Raw genomic sequence first — 16,998 nt, 5'->3', positions numbered from 1 at the left:
TCAGCAGAATGCCCCGCTCGCTGCAGATCCGGCGCAACCATTGAAAATAGGCGGGATCCCCCGGCACAACCCCCCCTTCCCCCTGCAACGGCTCCAACAGCACGGCACACACCCGCTCGCCCCAGCGCTCCAACACCGCTGCTGTGCCCTCGATGTCGTTGTAGGGAACGTAATCAAAGCCGGGCACCAGAGGGGCAAAGTCTTTTTGGTATTTGGGCTGGCCGGTGGCGGTAATGGTGGCCAGGGTGCGGCCATGGAAGCTGGCATGGGCGGTGAGGATCATCGGATCTTGGATCCCGCGCACCGTGTGGGCATACTTGCGAGCCAGCTTGATGGCTCCCTCATTGGCTTCCGCCCCTGAGTTGCAGAAAAACACCTTGTCGGCACAGGAGTGCTGGGTCAGCCATTGAGCCAGTTGTGCCTGCGGCTGGTTGTAGTAAAGGTTGGAAACATGGTGCAACTGTTGTGCCTGCTCGGTGAGCGCCTGAATCCACAGCGGGTGGGCATGCCCCAGAGTACAGGTGGCAATGCCGGCCACAAAGTCCAGGTACTCGCGCCCCTGCTCATCCCAAACCCGACACCCCTGCCCGCGCACCAAGGTCAGGGGATAGCGCCCATAGGTGGCCATCACATGCTCGGCAAACAGCTCGGCAGTTGTCGGGGATCCCGAGGGGGCACTGGCAAGAGGCGAAGTTAGAGGAGACATGGCCGGTAAAAGATTGCTGTCGTGTTGGCGGCGCGGAGCGCTTTGGGGCTGGCGCAAGCCGTGTTTCGAGTGTACCACCCTGCTTTTGGAGATGATATTCTGGCGGGGCCAAAGATTCAGGGATCCACAGCAAACAGACAGAAGCAAACAGACAGATGTCGCGGCGGGGGGTAACGGTCTGGTTTACGGGATTGAGCGGGGCGGGCAAAACCACCCTGAGCTGCGGCGTGGCCCAGCAGTTGCGCGCTTGGGGGCTGCCGGTGGAAGTGCTCGATGGGGACCTGGTGCGGCAACATCTCACCAAGGGTCTGGGCTTCAGCAAAGCGGATCGGGAGGAGAACATTCGCCGCATCGGCTTTGTGGCGGAGATGCTGACTCGGCACGGGGTGATTGTGCTGGTGTCGGCCATTTCCCCCTATCGGGCAGCACGGCAGGAGGTACGGCAGTATATTGGCAGCTTTATCGAAGTCTTTGTGGATGCCCCCCTGGAGGTGTGCGAACGCCGGGATGTGAAGGGCCTCTATCGAAAGGCGCGGGCAGGCTTAATCCAGAACTTTACCGGCATCGACGATCCCTACGAGCCGCCGGAACACCCGGAGGTGGTGTGCAAAACTGCCGAGCAAAGCATCTCCGAATGTATTGACCTGGTGATACAAAGCCTAAAAAGCAGAGGTTATGTCTAACAGGCCCACTGCTCTTACGTTGCCCGTAGAGGGTGGGCTTCCCCCCGGAGTAGCTGCAAAGAACCTAGAATTAAGAAAGGCTTACAAGCAACTCCTATGGCTTCGACATCGGCATCGGCCACTCCCATTTCGGCGCAGTGGATCTGGCGGGGGCAGTCAGTTCATTACGTCAAACAGGGTGAGCAGGGGCAGCCTCTGCTTCTGGTGCACGGCTTTGGAGCCTCCACCGACCACTGGCGCAAGAACATTCCCGAATTGGCTCAACACTACCAGGTGTACGCCATCGATTTGCTGGGTTTCGGTCGCTCCGCCAAGCCCAACTGGGACTACCGCGCCGAAATCTGGCGGGATCAGCTGCGGGACTTTTGCCAACAGGTAATCCGTCGGCCTGTGGTGGGGATCGGCAACTCCCTGGGCGGCTATGTGGTGCTCAGTTTTGCGGCGGAGTGGCCGGAGTGGGTGCGGGGCGTGGTGCTTTTGAATGGGGCAGGTGGGTTTTCCACCCTCAAGGGATCCCCGACCGGATGGCGGCAATGGATAGGCGGATTGGTGGGCTGGGGCCTGCGCCAGCGCCTGGTGTCTTACCTGCTGTTTCAGTATTTGCGGCAGCCGCACGTGATCCGAGCCAAGCTGAAGCAGGTTTACTACGACCCGGCAGCCGTGACCGATCAGCTGGTCGAGGCCATCCATCGCCCCACCCAGGATCCGGGGGCTGCCGATGTGTTTGTGGCCTTGATGCGAGGTGGGCAGAAGGGACGGTATGTAGATGAGCTGCTGTGCAGCTTGGTGCGCCCGCTGTTGTTGATCTGGGGAGAACGGGATCCCTGGATGCGGGCTCGGGAACGCTCTAAGCTGTACCGGGCCCACTACCCTCAAGCAGTGGAATACTTCCTGGAGGCTGGCCACTGCCCCCACGATGAGCGCCCCGAAGAGGTCAATGCCCTGATTCACCGGTGGATCGAGACCGGGATCCCAGCCACCACTTCTCCCCCCATTTCCAAAGCTGCCCCTGTATCGGAAGTCCATCCCTAGGCGGCCCGTCTAGCTTGGGATGTCCAACAATTCCTCCTGGGGATCCCCTTCTAGGCCGATGGTGTACTTAGACCATTCTCGATGGGAACCACTGCCGACGGCTTTGGAGATTTCAAAATAAAGAGTGCTGTGGGGACGGCGGGGTTGGCGCAGCAGGGGCATACCGGCTTCGCGGGGGGTGCGGTTCCCTTTTTTCACGTTGCAACGCACACAGGCACTGACCACATTTTCCCAAGTATCCCCGCCGCCACGAGACCGAGGGATCACGTGATCCAGGGTGAGATCTTCGCCGAAGCAGCCGCAGTACTGACAACGATGCCCATCCCGGTAGAGGACGTTGCGGCGCGTAAGCGGGATCTCCTTGTGGGGAACGTGGACATAGTGGCGCAGACGAATGACAGTGGGCAAGGGAATGTTGCCGTACACCACTCGGCCATTGTGCTCGATTTGCTCGGCCTTGCCCTTAAGCAATAGAACGACCGCTCTGCGCCAACTGGTGATGTTGAGCGGCTCGTAGGAGGCATTCAAAACCAAAACCTTGCCCATAGTGCCGCGCACCGCTGACGGGATCCCCAACCCAAGCCGGAAGGCGCCAGCCCCCTGAAGTTATGCAAAATGTTAACACAGCTTTAGATTCAAGCAGTAGGAGTTCTGTGCTCCAGGAGATATTCCCGGCTGCTGCGAGAGCGCTACTCTGGAAAAGACCTGCCGGCAAGGGCGTGTTGATCCTGGGGCATTACGTGGGGTTTCCCGAATAGGCTGAACTTTATTGAGGTGATGAAGCTGGAACTGAAATCTTCAACTCAACGGCAGGATCTGCCCCAAAAGAGAAACCCAGGCGAGGGATCCCGCTGGCTGATGGGTTTGGCCATCCTGCTGCTCTGTCTGGGATCCCCCAACCGCTGGTGGCACTGGTTTCCGGGAGCGCTGCTGGGCTTAGCCCTGCTGTTTGGCCTGTGCGAGCAACGGCAAGGGTGGGCGCGGTGGCGTTTGGCCTATGGCCTCTGGTTTTGGGTTTGCCTGTATGCCTTCTGGGTGGATCCCTTCTCGGTTAAGGTGTTGAGCGCCTGGGAGATCCTGGGGGGCGTGGTGGTGGCTCCCCTGATCCCCCTCTTTTTCACCACTGCTACGCTCCTGAGTTTGCAACTGAGTCGTCCCCTGCCGGTTTGGGCACGTCCGCTGGGTTTGGCCACGGTCTGGACGGGCTTGGATGGGCTGTTGGGCTTGCTCTGGTGGCCCATCCCTTTCCACTGGGGATCCCTGTTGTTCGACTGGCCCCTCGGGATCCAAGTAGCCGATGTTACGGGGATCTGGGGGGTTACCTTCTATGCCGTGTTCGTCAATGGGGTTCTTTGGCAGATGGCCAGGCAGATTTCTAGCCGGTGGCAGACGGCTAGGGGATCCCTGAGAAACGCTTTGGGTGAGATGCTCAAGAACAGAGATTTCTGGAGTACGCTTGCCTGCGGCCTGGGGTTGACGGGGCTGGTCTTGGCTTATGGAAGCGTGCGCCTGGCTTACTTCGATGCCTTGGCCGTCGAAAACAGGGATCCCGGCTTTCGGGTGGGGGCAGTGCAGCAGGTGGCTTGGCTGGAAGCCGATCGCAGTTGGGACTACCGCATGGAGCGCTACCGGGAGCTGCATCAGCTTTCTGCCCAGGGGGTGGCTGCTGGGGCACAGTTGGTGATTTGGCCGGAGGGGGCGCTGCGGGCACGGCTGCTGAATACCGGCCTGGAACCCTACGTGATCGAGCCGATGCAAGCGATTCTGCCACCGGAAGGCGCTTTGATTACGGGGGCAACAGAGCCGGATCCCCGCACAGCCCATTTGCCGGAGCCAGAGCAGCGATTTTTTAACACGGCCCTGTTGTTTGACGCCCGGGGCAACTTGCTGGATGGGTTTGGCAAGCAGTGGATCTTTCCCTATTTCGAGTCGGGGCGCTACGTGCCTTCACCCGATGGCTATCGGCCTCTGGACGGAGGGGAGCTTTTCGGGCCTTTGGGGGTGATGATCTGCTTGGAGAGCGTCTTGCCTGCGCCCAGCCGAACTTTAACCCGTCGCGGCGCCGAGTCTTTGATCGTGATTTCGGATGATAGCTGGTTTGGCAATAGCCACTGGCCGATGCTGCATGGCCAGCTCTCGGTTTTCCGGGCTGTGGAAAATCGGCGGGGCGTGGTGTTTGTCAATAACACAGGCGGCAATCTGGTGGTGGATCCCTCAGGTCGGCTCCAGCAGGTTGGCCCCATCTTTCAGCGGGGGGTGATTACGGGAGAAGTGAAGCGGCGTTCTGAGACAACTTTCTACAATCGCGCGGGGGATTGGCTGGCGTGGCTGACGTTGGGGCTATCTTTGGGGCTATGGCGCTGGGGATCCCGAGCAAGGCAAGGATGAGTTAGAATCGATAGGCCCACCGGTGGGTCTGCGGATTCTCCTATCCAGTCCTCACTTCAAAGCCCTGCTGATGTAGCTCAGTTGGTAGAGCAGCTCACTCGTAATGAGCAGGTCGTCGGTTCGAGTCCGATCATCAGCTTTCTGGAGTTGAACACCACAGAGTCCCTTTGGGAGAAGAGTTGGGGGTGGTCGCGGAAGCGGCGCGGAGCGTTTGGGCAGCAGCGATCATTCTTTCGAATTGCAGTGAAACCTTGGAACGGCTACAGTTGTGGAGGGCACCAGAAAAGATTTCGGGTAGAGACCCCCAAAGAATGGAGAATATCTCTCATTACCCCTGTGCAGTACTTCCAATGCTCAGGATCTGCGCACATGCGGTCGGGATTTAACTCCATCTCATAATGGATAACATTGGGGATCCCGGCAAACTCATCAGAAGACTGAGGAGAAACAATCAGCAGCAGAAAAGGCTTGCCCCTGCGCTTAGCCGCCAGCTTATCCATTAAGTCAACAACGGCCTCTCGCCGGCAACCCCCTGTGCGCACAAACAAGACTTTATCGGCTTTTTCCAAAACATGCATAAAACGCTTGGCGCGAGCAGTGTAGCGAGTTCGCATTCGCTCATGGATGGGGTCCATATTCTGAAGTGGATCCTCCCCCTCTTCCACCTCATGGCCAAAGGAGAGGCCCGTCCACTTGCTGTGGTAAATTCGCCGATCTTCAGGGCTGTAGTGTAAATATTGCGGATCCCACATGCCCTGAAACTCGTTGTGGATCATATCGGCCACATCGGCCAAATTGCTGGTGCGTGTCAAATCAAAAGGAAAGGCAGGCCCGTCATATTCCAACTTGTAGAGCAGCATTCGCACCGCGCAGCGATCCCCTAACGGCACAATGGCAACACGATGAATATCCGATAATTTGCAGGTGTATTCCAGCAGCATGACCGATCCAGGAGCAGCCTTTACCCGACTTTCGAGGCCACCTTCCCAGATCATCAGGGTTCGGAAGAGAGCTTCGCGGTGGCTCGGATCTTCATAAACACCCGCTGGCATGGCTTTGAGAGCGGCCCGCACTTCCTTCCACATGGGGTGGATGTTGTACTCGTGACTGCTCTGGTTGATCACGCACAGGCGAGGCATGGGATTAGAAGAGCCTTCTGAGGATCCACTGAGCTTGAGAAGGATCAACGATCCATCCTCGAAGATCGTTTCTACTGATTCCGAGGAAAAGAACTGAGCTATTGGGGAGAAGACCAGATCGGCATCTGCAGGAACGGAGAGGGTGGTTTGCACCGAACCATCTTCTCGTATGGAAAGTGAATATAGGGTCGCATCCCCTAGCCTTTCATCGCTTTTGCCAATATACAGACCCGGCTGTAGACCTGCTTTTTGGAAAGCGGCTTGCAAAGGCTGCCAAGTGGGCGTGATGGTATAGGGATAGGGAGTTACATTCACGATGCGAAATTGATTTTTGCCCGTCTCTACGGTTACCCAAAAACCATGCTCCTCTTCAAAAATGACCTGCTCCCCAATGGGTTGAGGGAGCTTGCCACGAGCCGAGCTAACTTGGCCGGGATCCAAAAGAGAGAGATCGATGGCCTCAAACATGACCTGATGACCCTTGGAATTGGGGTGAGCTGGGTCAAAAGCAAGGTCTGGTTTCCAGCGGCCCTGTCCATCTTCCAAATGAGGCAGCCAGTTGAACACAGGGCATCCCCAGTCGAGCATTCTCTGCTGAGTCTCCTGCAAAAGAAGATGCTGTTCTGGGCCGTAGTTTGCATGGGGATAAACCCCTCCCAGAACTGGCAAGGCTCCAATGTCTTGAATTCGCTGAATTAGCCGCTGCAGGCCGTTTTCAAACCGCCTCTGCAGGGCGCGGCGATGCTGGGGCAAGGCCGATACCAAGCCTTCATTTCCCAAGGACAGGGCAACAATAACGACATCAGGACGTTCAGGGATCACCGCCTGCTCAAACCGCAACAGAGTTCGGCTGACATTGGCCCCCAATTGGGAGAGATTTCGCACTTGATGGCCATAGCGCTCTTGTAGAGCTTTCTGCAACAGCCAAGCCCAACCTCGCAACAGCCAAGCGCTGCACCCCAGGGCAACGGAGCTGCCCAAAATGACGACTTTTAGCCCTTGCGGATTTTCCGGTTCGACCTCAGGAATGGGATCGGCAAAATAGCCGTAAGGATAGGCAGGGATCTGGCCAAACTCCCCATCCTCGACAATCAAAACTGCCGGTAAAGGTTCCGGCTCAAGGGGCACCCAGCGATTGACAGCGGTGGATTCCCAAATCACTTGCCCACCGGCTTGCACGCGCAGATACCGGTACTCTACTCGAGGAGTTTCTTTTAAACATCCACTGTAGGGTAACAGCGGGCCGGGCGCGCCATCTGCCGGGCTCAACGGCAACTCTACCCACCACAGCGGATAACGAGTCGGATCCGTCTGCAGCCAAATGCAATGGCAGGGATCCCAGGAGCCCAATTTTGCGCTGGATCCCACCAAGGCAATTCTCTCGCCCGGCTGGGTGATGGCACGAACCTGGAAGCGATACATAACGTTTTCCTGGCACAGGATTCAATGGGAAATTGTGGGGCTGCGCGGGCGGACTGCACTCACTCATCACCCAATCAACAGCTCAGCAGCCGGCTGAGAAGGGCAAGAGCCTGGGAGCTGATCCCATCTCTGCTGTTTTATCCGGGAAAAAGAGAAGTTCTTAAATCTGGAAAGGAAAGATCTCTAGTACCCAAAAATCCAGTTCAACTGGGCCAATACGGTTCTTAATACAGTTCTGAATAAAGACTCAGTCAATCTTGGCTTAAAGCTAGCATATTGACCGAGGGCTGTCTGTTTTCCAGAGCACTTTTAGACTCTCTCTGGGGTACAGATTTCCAACTGCCGCTGGGGCAAAATAACTTCAAAGCTGGATCCCTGGCCCAGCTTACTCTCCACCTGCACCTGACCTTGATGCTGTTGGGCAATGCTTTTGACGATCGCCAGCCCCAAACCTGACCCCGAGAGGCGACCGGGATCCCCGCTGCGAGCCGGATCTGCTCGATAAAAGCGATCGAACACATGGGGCAGAGCCTGAGGCGGGATCCCTGGCCCGGTATCTTGTACCCGTACCACCAGCTCTGGGGATCCAGAGCGCAGCCGCTGCTCCAGCCTCACCTGCACCTCTCCTTGGGGGGGAGTGTGGAGAAGGGCATTTTCGATCAAGTTGGTAAACAGGCGGGCCAATTGATCTTCATCTCCCCAAAAACCGAAGGGATCCACTTGGGCGGGAGAAGGTTCCGTCCCGCTCTCAGGGGCAGCAATATCCAGCTGCAAGCGGATCTGTTTTTGGTTGGCCAGGCCCTGCAGCTCTTCCACCACCTGCAGCAGCAGAGCATCCAGCGCACAGCAACGGGGTTGGAAAGGCACCATACCGCTGTCGTGGCGGGCCAGAAACAGCAGGTCATCCACCAGACGACCCAGCCGTAAACACAACCGCTCCACCATCTGCCAGCGCTGCCGGGTGTCGGCATCCAATTGGGAATCCGCCAAAGCCACCTGTACCGCGGTTTGAATGCTGGCCAAGGGGCTGCGCAGCTCGTGAGAGGCGTCGGCGGTAAATTGCTTGAGCTGCTGATAAGACTGCCGGATGGGTTGCATGGCCAAACCGGAGAGCATCCAGCCAATGGCCCCCACACCCGTCAAGCCGGCTACCACCCACAGGGAAAGATCCCGGATCAACTGTCGCGTTGGCTTGCTCACCTCAAACCAAGGATGGCTGACCCGCAGATAGCCCAGCAGCTTCCCATGGGCCACGATCGGCTCGGTGAACTGACGCAGCCAATACCCAGGAGCGATGCGGGCAGTGTGCAGGGATCCCTCGGTCAACAGGGGGGCAGGGATCCCGCCGGGTACCGTGGACCAGATGAGCGTTCCCTGAGGGCCGAACCACTCCAAGTCGATGTGATCGTCCTCTAGGGTGCTGGGATCATCCCGAAAGCTGGCCTCTAAGCTGCGGCGGGCCTGCTGCGGATCCAAGAGGCTCTCATCCACCACCAAAGACCGCTCGACAATCTCCACCACATGGCCAAGGGTATCGTCCACCCGCTCGATCAGGGTTGACTGCACGTACCAATAGAAGCTGCCGGCAAACAACAGCAGCAACACTGCCGTAACCGTTGTATACCAGAAGGCCAACCACTGCCGCGTCGCTTGAAACATGGGGGCTGCACCGCGGGGGGAAACGGAGTGGGGCTAGCTGTGAACACGGGGTTCGGGGTGAAGGGAAGACAAGATCTCGGCCTCCACCTGGAGTAGAGTATCGAGCCGCTCCTGCACCTGATCGGCGGGAAACTGCTCCAACGCCAAATCCAAGTAAAGCTGCCAATGGCGCTCCTCCGCAGCCGCCAGCCAGAGATAAAACTGCCGCAGCTCTGGGTCGGGCGCGTGGATCCCCAACAGGCCCAAGCGTTCGTGGCTGCGGGCCTCGATAATGGCTGCCACCAGCAAGGTGTCGAGCAGATGCTCTGGCTCAGAGCGGCGCAGGTGTTGGTTCAGGCGACCCGCATAGGGCGCAGCCGACAAGGGCTTGATGGGGATCCCCAACCGTTGCAGGTGGCGATGCACCCGCTCAAAATGCTGCAGCTCCTCCCGCGCCAGCGGCGAGAGGGTTTCCACCAAACGCCCGTTAGCCGGGTAGCGAAACAGCAAGCTGAGGGCGTTGCCCGCTGCTTTTTTCTCACAATTGGCGTGGTCTAGCAAGACCAGATCGATGTGCCGGGTAGCCTGTTCGATCCAGTCCTCAGAGGTACGAGAAGCAAGTTCTAGAGCAAGCACAGGGTCGGTAGGAAAGGGTTAAGAGAAGTTCTAGGGACGAACAATCTCCACAGTAACCCGCCCCGTCAGCTCCGGGATCGGGGGATGACACTTGGTCAATCGGATCTTAGCTTTGCTGGCCCCTGTCTCCCGCAGCACCATTTCGGCAATCGCCTCCGCCAAGCTCTCGATCAGCACAAACTGATTGCTTTTCACCAGTTCCGCAATCCCGGCCACTGCAGAACGGTAGTCGAGGCTATCACACAGTTGGCCGCTGAGAGCAGCCGGGCGCAGATCCGCCCACAACTCGAAATCCACCTCAAACCATTGCCCCAAAGCCCGTTCCGCCTCATCAAGGCCGGTATAACCGTAGTAGCGCAGGCCGGAGACGATCAGCCGATCCCGCAACTGCTCGGGGGGTTGCCGAGGGATCCGATCGGGATCTGGATAGGGCTGCTGACTGTTGCTGCTGACACTGGTGGGGATCTGTAGCTCCATCACAACCTCCCAGCTCGACCTGGAGACCCTATCCCGCAGGGCCTGGCGAAACAACGAAACCTTGGCTCGACCTTAGGAGCCGGTTGCCCCCTGTTCCCATTTCCTTTTTGATTCTTTAACAAACTCCGGGATCCCCATCCCTCAATGGCTGAGGGCCAACGCTCTCCCCTCTACGGTCGCTGCCATCTCCCACAACAGATCTTCCGTCTCTTCCCAGCCGATGCAGCCATCGGTGATGGAAACCCCGTACTGGAGCGGCGCCCCTTCCTGCCAGGTTTGCTTGCCCGGGTAGAGGTTGCTCTCCAGCATCAGCCCCATCAGAGCCCGCTGCCCCGCCTGGTACTGCTGTAGCACCGCTCGACAGACGGATCCCTGGTTGCGGTAATTTTTGTGGGAGTTGTCATGGGAGCAGTCCACCATCACCGAGCGAGGGATCCCTTGATCCTTCATCAGCAGTGCCGCCCGCGCCACATCTTCCGGGCCGTAGTTGGTCTTGCCCCCTCCCCCCCGCAACACGATGTGCCGATCCGGGTTGCCGGTGGTTTTTACCAAAGCCGTCATGCCATCTTGGCCAATGCCCAGGAAACTGTGGGGATGGCTGGCGGAGAGAATGGCATTGAGCGCAATTTCCAGCCGCCCGTCGGTGCCGTTTTTGAAGCCCACAGGCATGGAGAGGCCGCTGGCCATTTCCCGGTGAGTTTGGCTTTCGATGGTTCTGGCGCCAATGGCCGCCCAGCTCACCAGATCTGCCGTGTACTGAGGGGTCACCGGATCCAGCATCTCGGTAGCACAGGCCAGGCCCAGCTCGTTGATCTGCAAGAGAATGGAACGGGCCAGTTGCAGGCCGGTGGCAATGTCGCAGGAGCCATCCAGGTGGGGATCGTTGATCAGGCCCTTCCAGCCCACCGTGGTGCGGGGTTTCTCAAAATACGTACGCATGACAACCACTAGGTGCTCCCGAGTTTGGTCGGCCACCCGCTTGAGGCGATGGGCATACTCCAGAGCCGCTGCAGGATCGTGGATGGAACAGGGGCCGACGATCACCACCAAGCGATGGAGATCCCGTCCGTGGATGATGTCGCGGATGGCTTGCCGAGTGGAGAGCACCACCTGGGCTGCCGTTTCCGTAAGGGGCAGCTTGGCCTTGACAGCAGCAGGGGCAATCAAGGGAGTCACCTCTTGGATATTGCAATTGTCGGTTTGAGGGGGCATGGAACTGTCCTCAGCGTGCAAGTGGGTAGATGGGGTCGTCGAGCCATCAAAAAAGCCCTGGCGCTGGGCTCAGGGCTTCAGGACTGACTCGGGTAAACTGTAGGTCTTTGTTTACGCGCCACCCTTCTGCCCTGGTCGTTGCCAGGGAAAGCTAAAGTAGCCAAAAAAGGAAGCGCGCCAGACCATGCGGAGAACAAACTTAAAACCTGTACGAGATAACTATACCCGAAAAAACCCTGTTTGCCATCTCAGGGATCCGGTTTCCTGGGGAAGTCTTAAGTCGACCGAGCCGCTGGCTTGGCAATCCAGTAGCCGCAGGGGTGTTCTCCCTGCACCTGCCAGGTGATGCGCTCTACTCGGCAATCGGGCAAGGCGGCAGCAAACATCTCCAGCTCGTGGCCGCAGACGCTGGGAAAGGTGTGGGCAATCTGGGCAATGGCGCAATTGTGCTCGACCAACACATACTGCTCGACGTAAGGCTCGGATCCCTCTGCTGCCATCGGCACAGTCAGGTCGGCAGGATAGGGGTAGTACTCCGCCATGTAACCCTCTGCCTGGCGCAACTGCACCAAACGCTCCAGCCGCTCCCGCAGGGATCCGGATCCCAGTTGGGCCTGATACTCCCGGGCTTTGCGCTGCCACTGGTGGTGGAGAAGGGATCCCATCTGTTCGGATCCCAGGGTTTCGGCCAGGGTGTTGAGCAGGCCAAGGGCAAACTCGTCGTAGCTGGCGGGGAACTGCTCTTCTCCCAAGGGGCTGAGCTGATAGAGATGCTGGGGTCGCCCTAGACCATTGGGTTGAGCGACATGTTGGATCAACCCCTCTGCCTCCAGATCCTTGAGGTGGCGGCGGATGGCCTGGGGAGAAATGCGCAGGTGCTCTGCCAGCGTTTGGGCGTTGGCCTGCCCCGCCTTGCGCAGGTAGACCAAGATGGCCTGCTTACTCGAAGCGGGTTGAGCGACCTGCCCGGTGATCTTGCGCGTGCTGTCCACCCTCGCCCTCCTGGTTAGACTGGGTTAATCGGCTGCCGCTGCCAGCACAGCTCTCTGCTATTTTGACAACGGGATCATTGCTAAAGTAACCTGAGGATCAGTTAAACAACAACTCTGTTGTTTTATTTGGCCATCTGTCTTAGTCGCGTTTCTACCCTGTCACTACCCGAGAGCCATCCATGTCTACGAGCGTCCGCGCCCTGGTCAACCAGCCCTACAAGTACGGCTTTGTAACCGACATCCCCTCTGAGTCGATTGGCAAAGGCTTGAACGAAGAGGTGATTCGGCAGATCTGGGCCAAGAAAGGGGAGCCGGACTTTATGCTAGAGTTCCGGCTGCGGGCCTACCGCCAGTGGCTGAAGATGAGCGAGCCCACCTGGCCCAACGTCAGCTACCCGCCCATTGACTACCAAAACATTGTCTACTACTCGGCCCCCAAGGTGCAGCCCAAGAAAAAGAGCCTGGACGAAGTGGATCCGGTGCTGCTGGAGACCTTCGAGAAATTGGGGATCCCCTTGTCTGAACAGAAGCGGCTGGCCAATGTGGCGGTGGATGCCATCTTCGACAGCGTTTCGGTAGCCACCACCTTCCGGGAAAAGCTGGCCAAGGAAGGCGTGATCTTCTGCTCCATGTCGGAGGCACTGCGGGAGTATCCGGAGCTGGTGCGCAAGTACTTGGGCAGTGTGGTTCCCATTGCTGATAACTACTACGCGGCGCTGAACTCGGCAGTGTTCAGTGATGGATCCTTTGTCTATGTGCCCAAAGGGGTGCGCTGTCCCATGGAGCTTTCCACCTATTTCCGCATCAACAACGGCGAATCGGGCCAGTTTGAGCGCACCCTGATCATTGCCGACGAGGGATCCTACGTCAGCTACTTGGAAGGGTGTACTGCCCCCATGTTCGACACCAACCAACTGCATGCGGCGGTGGTGGAGCTGATCGCCCTAGACAATGCCGAAATTAAATACTCCACGGTGCAGAACTGGTATGCCGGCGATGAAAACGGCAAAGGGGGCATTTACAACTTTGTAACCAAGCGCGGCCTGTGTCAGGGGGCCAACTCCAAAATCTCTTGGACGCAAGTGGAGACCGGCTCGGCCATCACTTGGAAATATCCTAGCTGCGTGTTGGTGGGGGAAAACTCGGTGGGCGAGTTTTACTCGGTTGCCCTAACCAACAACTACCAGCAGGCCGATACCGGCACCAAGATGATTCACGTGGGCCGCAACACCCGCAGCAAAATCATTTCCAAGGGCATCTCGGCGGGACACTCCAAAAACAGCTACCGCGGCCTGGTCAAAATCGGGCCGAAAGCGGAAGGTGCCCGCAACTTTTCCCAGTGCGATTCCATGTTGATTGGGGATCAGTGCAGCGCCAACACCTTCCCCTATATTGAGGTGCAAAACAACACCGCCAAAGTGGAGCACGAAGCTTCCACCTCCAAGATTGGAGAGGAGCAATTGTTCTACTTCCAGTCCCGCGGGATCGGCATGGAAGATGCCGTGTCCATGATCATCAGCGGCTTCTGCCGAGAAGTGTTCAACCAACTGCCGATGGAGTTTGCCGTAGAAGCCGATCGGTTGCTGAGCCTGAAGTTAGAGGGATCCGTCGGCTAGGGGATTGCTCCCAATGCGAAGCTGAGCAAGTGGGCGAGGCCGCTGACACGCTGTGGGAGCAGGCGCTGCCATTTTCAGGAGAAGGGTAAGGGGTTAGGTAACTCCCAAGGCAGAGGGCTGTGATCCCCTGAAGCCAGAGGCGGCCCAAGGGCTTGGCGACGTTGCAAACAGCGCATGGATGCAGGGGGGGAGAGGGGATAATCAAGGAGTTTTGAACCGTAAGGCTAGGCAGGAGAAGTTCCCCATGAGGGCATTTCTGGAGGAGTTCAAAAACTTTATTAGCCGGGGCAATGCCTTAGATTTGGCTGTTGGCGTTGTTATTGGAGGTGCTTTTGGGAAGATTGTGACTTCTTTTGTAGCAGATCTGTTTACTCCAGTTTTAGGCTTGATGATTGGTGGAGTGAGCTTCCAGAACTTGGTCTGGAAAATCGGTGGAAGTCCTGAAGACCCAGTTACGATTAACTACGGCAGCTTTCTGCAAGCTGTGTTTGATTTTGTGATTATCGCTTTTGCCATCTTCTTACTGGTGAAGGCGATCAACACCCTACAGCGAAAGGAGGAAGAATCTCCTCCCACATTGCCCCCACCAGAAGTGGTTTTGCTGACAGAGATCCGGGATATCCTCAATCGCCACTCCCAATAGAGCTATAGGGGATCCTTAGGCCCAAAATCCAAACCTGGTTTAGGGATCCCTTAACCTTCCAATCCCTGCCCTTCAGTGGCAACTCTAGAGTCTAGCTATGATCTGCGAAAACAGCCCTGTTATCTTATCCGTTCGAGATCTCAGCGCCGAGATCGATGGCACCCCCATTCTCAAGGGGTTGAGCCTGGAAATTCGCGCCGGAGAAATCCACGCCATCATGGGCCCCAATGGTTCTGGAAAAAGCACTTTTTCCAAGATCTTGGCTGGCCACCCCGACTACCGGGTGACAGGAGGCGAGATCCTCTATCTGGGCAAGAATCTTCTGGAAATGGAACCGGAGGAGCGGGCTTGGGCAGGGATCTTCTTGGCGTTTCAATACCCCATCGAGGTTCCGGGGGTGAGCAACTTGGATTTCCTGCGCGCCGCCTACAACGCTCGACAAAAATATCGGGATCAGCCGGAACTGGATGCTCTGGATTTTGACGACCTGGTGCGAGAAAAGTTGGACATTGTCAGAATGGATCCGGCTTTTTTGGAGCGCTCTGTGAATGAGGGCTTTTCCGGCGGCGAGAAAAAACGCAACGAGATCCTGCAAATGGCGGTGTTGGAGCCCACGCTGGCCATTTTGGACGAGACGGATTCCGGTCTGGATATCGACGCACTGCGCATTGTGGCCCACGGCATCAACCGACTGGCCGGCCCTGAGAATGCCATGCTCCTCATCACCCATTACCAACGCTTGCTGGACTATGTAACCCCCGACTACGTGCACGTGATGGAAGGAGGTCGGATCGTCATCAGCGGGGACAAGAGCTTGGCGCTGGAGCTGGAAGAACGGGGCTACGACTGGATCAAAACTCAGGCGGGCCAAGAACCGGCAGCCGCGGCATCTGGGCAGGAGGAAGAAGGATGAGCGCCACCTTGCCCAAACCTTTTGCCCCCGAGAGCCGCCTATTCCTGGAGCGCATCCTCGGTCAAATCCCGGAACGGCAGGATCCCTACACCACCCTCAGGCAGCAGGCGCGCGCCCAACTGGCCGAACTGGGGATCCCAACCCCACGGGAAGAGGATTGGAAATACAGCGATCTCTCGCCGCTGCTGGCCCACGAGTTTCGCCTGGCTGCTGCAGGGGATCCGGCTCTGGATGCGGCAACTCTAGAGCCCTGGCTTTGGCCGGAAGCCAGCTATAGCCGCGCCGTGTTCGTCAACGGCTACTTTGCCCCCCAGCTTTCTGATTTGAGCGGCCTGCCCACCGCTTTGCAGGTGATCCCTTTAGCCCAAGCCCCAGGGGAGTTGCTGCAAACCCTGGCCAAGACGGATGTGTTTACGGCCCTCAACACCGCTCATCTGGGAGATGGGATCCAGATTGGCCTACAGCCCGGCCAGGAAGTTCCGTCACCGCTGCACCTGCTGTTCATAACGGTGGCTCCTGAGGGAGAGGCCGTTTTGGCCCAGCCCCGCTGCCTGCTGTCTTTGCAAGCCCACAGCTCCCTCACGCTGATCGAAGATCATGTATCCCTGGGATCCGGGATCCCCTTTGGCAACGCGGTTACGGAGATCGCCCTGGCAGAGGGATCTCGTTTGCACCATGTGATTTTGCAAAGGCAGGGATCCCCAGCCTTCCACATCAACAAGACCGCCGTGCGCCAAAGCCGCGACAGCCACTACCGCCTCCAGGCGATTCAGTGGGGATCCCAGTTTTCTCGCCACAACCTGGAGATCACCCAAGCCGGAGCCCAGGCCCACACCCAACTGCAGGGGCTAACGCTGCTGAAGGGATCCCAGCACAGCGACACCCACTCCCGCCTGGTGCATCAGGCCCCCCATGGCAGCAGCCGCCAATTGCACAAGTGCATCGTGGACGAGACGGCCCATGCGGTCTTCAGCGGACGGATTCTGGTGAGCCGAGAGGCCCAACTGACAGATGCCGCCCAGACCAACCGCAACCTGCTCCTAGGCCCCAAAGCGCGGGTCAACACCCAGCCACAACTGGAGATCTTTGCCGACAACGTCAAGTGTGCCCACGGGGCCACCGTCAGCCAACTGGAGGCGGAAGAGATCTTTTATCTGCAAAGCCGGGGTATTCCCCAAGCTGAGGCCAGGCAACTTCTCACCTGCGCTTTTGCGGCAGAAGTTCTGGAAGGGATCCCGTTGGCTCAACTTCCCGCCCTGGTGGCCCGCCGGTTGGCCGGGATCCCGTGAATCCAATCAATTCCAATAACAATAATAAGTTGTTGCTCCCCCATTACCCTCAAGAGTGACCAGACTTGGGCGTAATGGATAGGCAGCAGTAAACTACCCGGCTCCGACCGCTAAGCGGTACGGAGCGGGCTTTCAGTAGCCCTGAGCCTGCTCTGCCCTACCAGAGAACAAAACAAGCCCGGACCTCCAGGCTGGTTTACGGCAGCCCCCAA

At 58.0% G+C, this 16,998-nt stretch carries 15 protein-coding genes and 1 tRNA gene; 8 read left to right on the top strand and 8 right to left on the bottom strand.

Going from position 1 to position 16,998, the window contains the following annotated elements; all coding sequences use genetic code 11:
• A partial coding sequence (locus NW829_RS07295) for an aminotransferase class III-fold pyridoxal phosphate-dependent enzyme (protein WP_414407729.1) occupies nucleotides 1-706 on the bottom strand: 706 nt, incomplete at its 3' end.
• A 155-nt stretch (nucleotides 707-861) separates the two neighbouring features.
• On the opposite strand from NW829_RS07295, the gene cysC reads away from it, so the two are divergent.
• Both cysC and NW829_RS07285 read left to right on the top strand, forming a co-directional pair.
• Complete coding sequence (cysC, locus tag NW829_RS07290; RefSeq protein WP_414416778.1) at nucleotides 862-1,389, top strand: adenylyl-sulfate kinase; 528 nt, start codon at nucleotides 862-864, stop codon at nucleotides 1,387-1,389.
• A gap of 96 nt (nucleotides 1,390-1,485) precedes the next feature.
• Complete coding sequence (locus NW829_RS07285; protein ID WP_011433031.1) at nucleotides 1,486-2,421, top strand: alpha/beta fold hydrolase; 936 nt, start codon at nucleotides 1,486-1,488, stop codon at nucleotides 2,419-2,421.
• Nucleotides 2,422-2,430: 9 nt separating this feature from the next.
• Here the strand turns inward: NW829_RS07285 and NW829_RS07280 are convergent, their stop codons facing one another.
• Nucleotides 2,431-2,967: an HNH endonuclease gene (locus NW829_RS07280; RefSeq protein ID WP_414349708.1), complete on the bottom strand. Its 537-nt coding sequence runs from the start codon at nucleotides 2,965-2,967 to the stop codon at nucleotides 2,431-2,433.
• A 231-nt stretch (nucleotides 2,968-3,198) separates the two neighbouring features.
• On the opposite strand from NW829_RS07280, the gene NW829_RS07275 reads away from it, so the two are divergent.
• Nucleotides 3,199-4,809 (top strand): nitrilase-related carbon-nitrogen hydrolase, encoded by a 1,611-nt coding sequence (locus tag NW829_RS07275; protein ID WP_414416777.1) that lies wholly within the window; start codon nucleotides 3,199-3,201, stop codon nucleotides 4,807-4,809.
• Nucleotides 4,810-4,875: 66 nt separating this feature from the next.
• A tRNA-Thr gene (locus NW829_RS07270) sits at nucleotides 4,876-4,948 on the top strand.
• A gap of 121 nt (nucleotides 4,949-5,069) precedes the next feature.
• Here the strand turns inward: NW829_RS07270 and NW829_RS07265 are convergent.
• The 6 genes from NW829_RS07265 to sufR form a co-directional block, all read right to left on the bottom strand.
• The gene (locus NW829_RS07265; RefSeq protein ID WP_414416776.1) at nucleotides 5,070-7,370 is read right to left on the bottom strand and encodes a DUF1796 family putative cysteine peptidase; all 2,301 of its coding nucleotides are present in this window, start codon (nucleotides 7,368-7,370) and stop codon (nucleotides 5,070-5,072) included.
• 309 nt (nucleotides 7,371-7,679) lie between these two features.
• The gene (locus tag NW829_RS07260) at nucleotides 7,680-9,029 is read right to left on the bottom strand and encodes a sensor histidine kinase (protein WP_414328756.1); all 1,350 of its coding nucleotides are present in this window, start codon (nucleotides 9,027-9,029) and stop codon (nucleotides 7,680-7,682) included.
• A gap of 33 nt (nucleotides 9,030-9,062) precedes the next feature.
• The gene (locus NW829_RS07255) at nucleotides 9,063-9,644 is read right to left on the bottom strand and encodes a tRNA-(ms[2]io[6]A)-hydroxylase (protein ID WP_414349667.1); all 582 of its coding nucleotides are present in this window, start codon (nucleotides 9,642-9,644) and stop codon (nucleotides 9,063-9,065) included.
• A 30-nt stretch (nucleotides 9,645-9,674) separates the two neighbouring features.
• Nucleotides 9,675-10,121, bottom strand: a complete 447-nt coding sequence (gene folB / locus NW829_RS07250; RefSeq protein ID WP_414416775.1) for a dihydroneopterin aldolase — start codon at nucleotides 10,119-10,121, stop codon at nucleotides 9,675-9,677.
• A 141-nt stretch (nucleotides 10,122-10,262) separates the two neighbouring features.
• Nucleotides 10,263-11,333 carry a 3-deoxy-7-phosphoheptulonate synthase gene (locus tag NW829_RS07245; protein WP_414412697.1) on the bottom strand — a complete coding sequence of 357 codons (1,071 nt, stop codon included), beginning with the start codon at nucleotides 11,331-11,333 and terminating at the stop codon, nucleotides 10,263-10,265.
• Nucleotides 11,334-11,608: 275 nt separating this feature from the next.
• On the bottom strand, nucleotides 11,609-12,325 hold the full coding sequence (gene sufR / locus NW829_RS07240) for an iron-sulfur cluster biosynthesis transcriptional regulator SufR (protein WP_414382769.1): 717 nt from the start codon (nucleotides 12,323-12,325) through the stop codon (nucleotides 11,609-11,611).
• Nucleotides 12,326-12,504: 179 nt separating this feature from the next.
• Here sufR and sufB point away from each other — a divergent pair, with 179 nt between their 5' ends.
• From sufB to sufD, 4 genes are all read left to right on the top strand, one after another.
• On the top strand, nucleotides 12,505-13,941 hold the full coding sequence (sufB, locus tag NW829_RS07235) for a Fe-S cluster assembly protein SufB (protein ID WP_099883711.1): 1,437 nt from the start codon (nucleotides 12,505-12,507) through the stop codon (nucleotides 13,939-13,941).
• A gap of 244 nt (nucleotides 13,942-14,185) precedes the next feature.
• Nucleotides 14,186-14,584 (top strand): large-conductance mechanosensitive channel protein MscL, encoded by a 399-nt coding sequence (gene mscL / locus NW829_RS07230; RefSeq protein ID WP_414344182.1) that lies wholly within the window; start codon nucleotides 14,186-14,188, stop codon nucleotides 14,582-14,584.
• A 97-nt stretch (nucleotides 14,585-14,681) separates the two neighbouring features.
• Nucleotides 14,682-15,497 (top strand): Fe-S cluster assembly ATPase SufC, encoded by an 816-nt coding sequence (sufC, locus tag NW829_RS07225; protein WP_414416774.1) that lies wholly within the window; start codon nucleotides 14,682-14,684, stop codon nucleotides 15,495-15,497.
• Entirely contained in the window at nucleotides 15,494-16,786 is a 1,293-nt protein-coding gene (gene sufD / locus NW829_RS07220; RefSeq protein WP_414416773.1) for a Fe-S cluster assembly protein SufD, read from the top strand. The genes sufC and sufD overlap by 4 nt, the downstream gene beginning before the upstream one ends.
• The last annotated feature ends 212 nt before the right edge of the window (nucleotides 16,787-16,998 follow it).

This window comes from Synechococcus sp. R55.8, from assembly GCF_047461895.1.
GTDB lineage: Bacteria > Cyanobacteriota > Cyanobacteriia > Thermostichales > Thermostichaceae > Thermostichus.
The sequence above is the reverse complement of the archived record's forward strand: the minus strand, read 5'-3'. Positions and strand labels throughout refer to the sequence as shown.

What these genes read in the sequence shown, in the direction of transcription:
- cysC (WP_414416778.1), top strand. Translation starts at nt 862, where the DNA reads ATGTCGCGGCGGGGGGTAACGGTCTGGTTTACGGGATTGAGCGGGGCG.
- NW829_RS07285 (WP_011433031.1), top strand. Translation starts at nt 1,486, where the DNA reads ATGGCTTCGACATCGGCATCGGCCACTCCCATTTCGGCGCAGTGGATC.
- NW829_RS07280 (WP_414349708.1), bottom strand. Translation starts at nt 2,967, where the DNA reads ATGGGCAAGGTTTTGGTTTTGAATGCCTCCTACGAGCCGCTCAACATC.
- NW829_RS07275 (WP_414416777.1), top strand. Translation starts at nt 3,199, where the DNA reads ATGAAGCTGGAACTGAAATCTTCAACTCAACGGCAGGATCTGCCCCAA.
- NW829_RS07265 (WP_414416776.1), bottom strand. Translation starts at nt 7,370, where the DNA reads ATGTATCGCTTCCAGGTTCGTGCCATCACCCAGCCGGGCGAGAGAATT.
- NW829_RS07260 (WP_414328756.1), bottom strand. Translation starts at nt 9,029, where the DNA reads ATGTTTCAAGCGACGCGGCAGTGGTTGGCCTTCTGGTATACAACGGTT.
- folB (WP_414416775.1), bottom strand. Translation starts at nt 10,121, where the DNA reads ATGGAGCTACAGATCCCCACCAGTGTCAGCAGCAACAGTCAGCAGCCC.
- NW829_RS07245 (WP_414412697.1), bottom strand. Translation starts at nt 11,333, where the DNA reads ATGCCCCCTCAAACCGACAATTGCAATATCCAAGAGGTGACTCCCTTG.
- sufB (WP_099883711.1), top strand. Translation starts at nt 12,505, where the DNA reads ATGTCTACGAGCGTCCGCGCCCTGGTCAACCAGCCCTACAAGTACGGC.
- mscL (WP_414344182.1), top strand. Translation starts at nt 14,186, where the DNA reads ATGAGGGCATTTCTGGAGGAGTTCAAAAACTTTATTAGCCGGGGCAAT.
- sufC (WP_414416774.1), top strand. Translation starts at nt 14,682, where the DNA reads ATGATCTGCGAAAACAGCCCTGTTATCTTATCCGTTCGAGATCTCAGC.
- sufD (WP_414416773.1), top strand. Translation starts at nt 15,494, where the DNA reads ATGAGCGCCACCTTGCCCAAACCTTTTGCCCCCGAGAGCCGCCTATTC.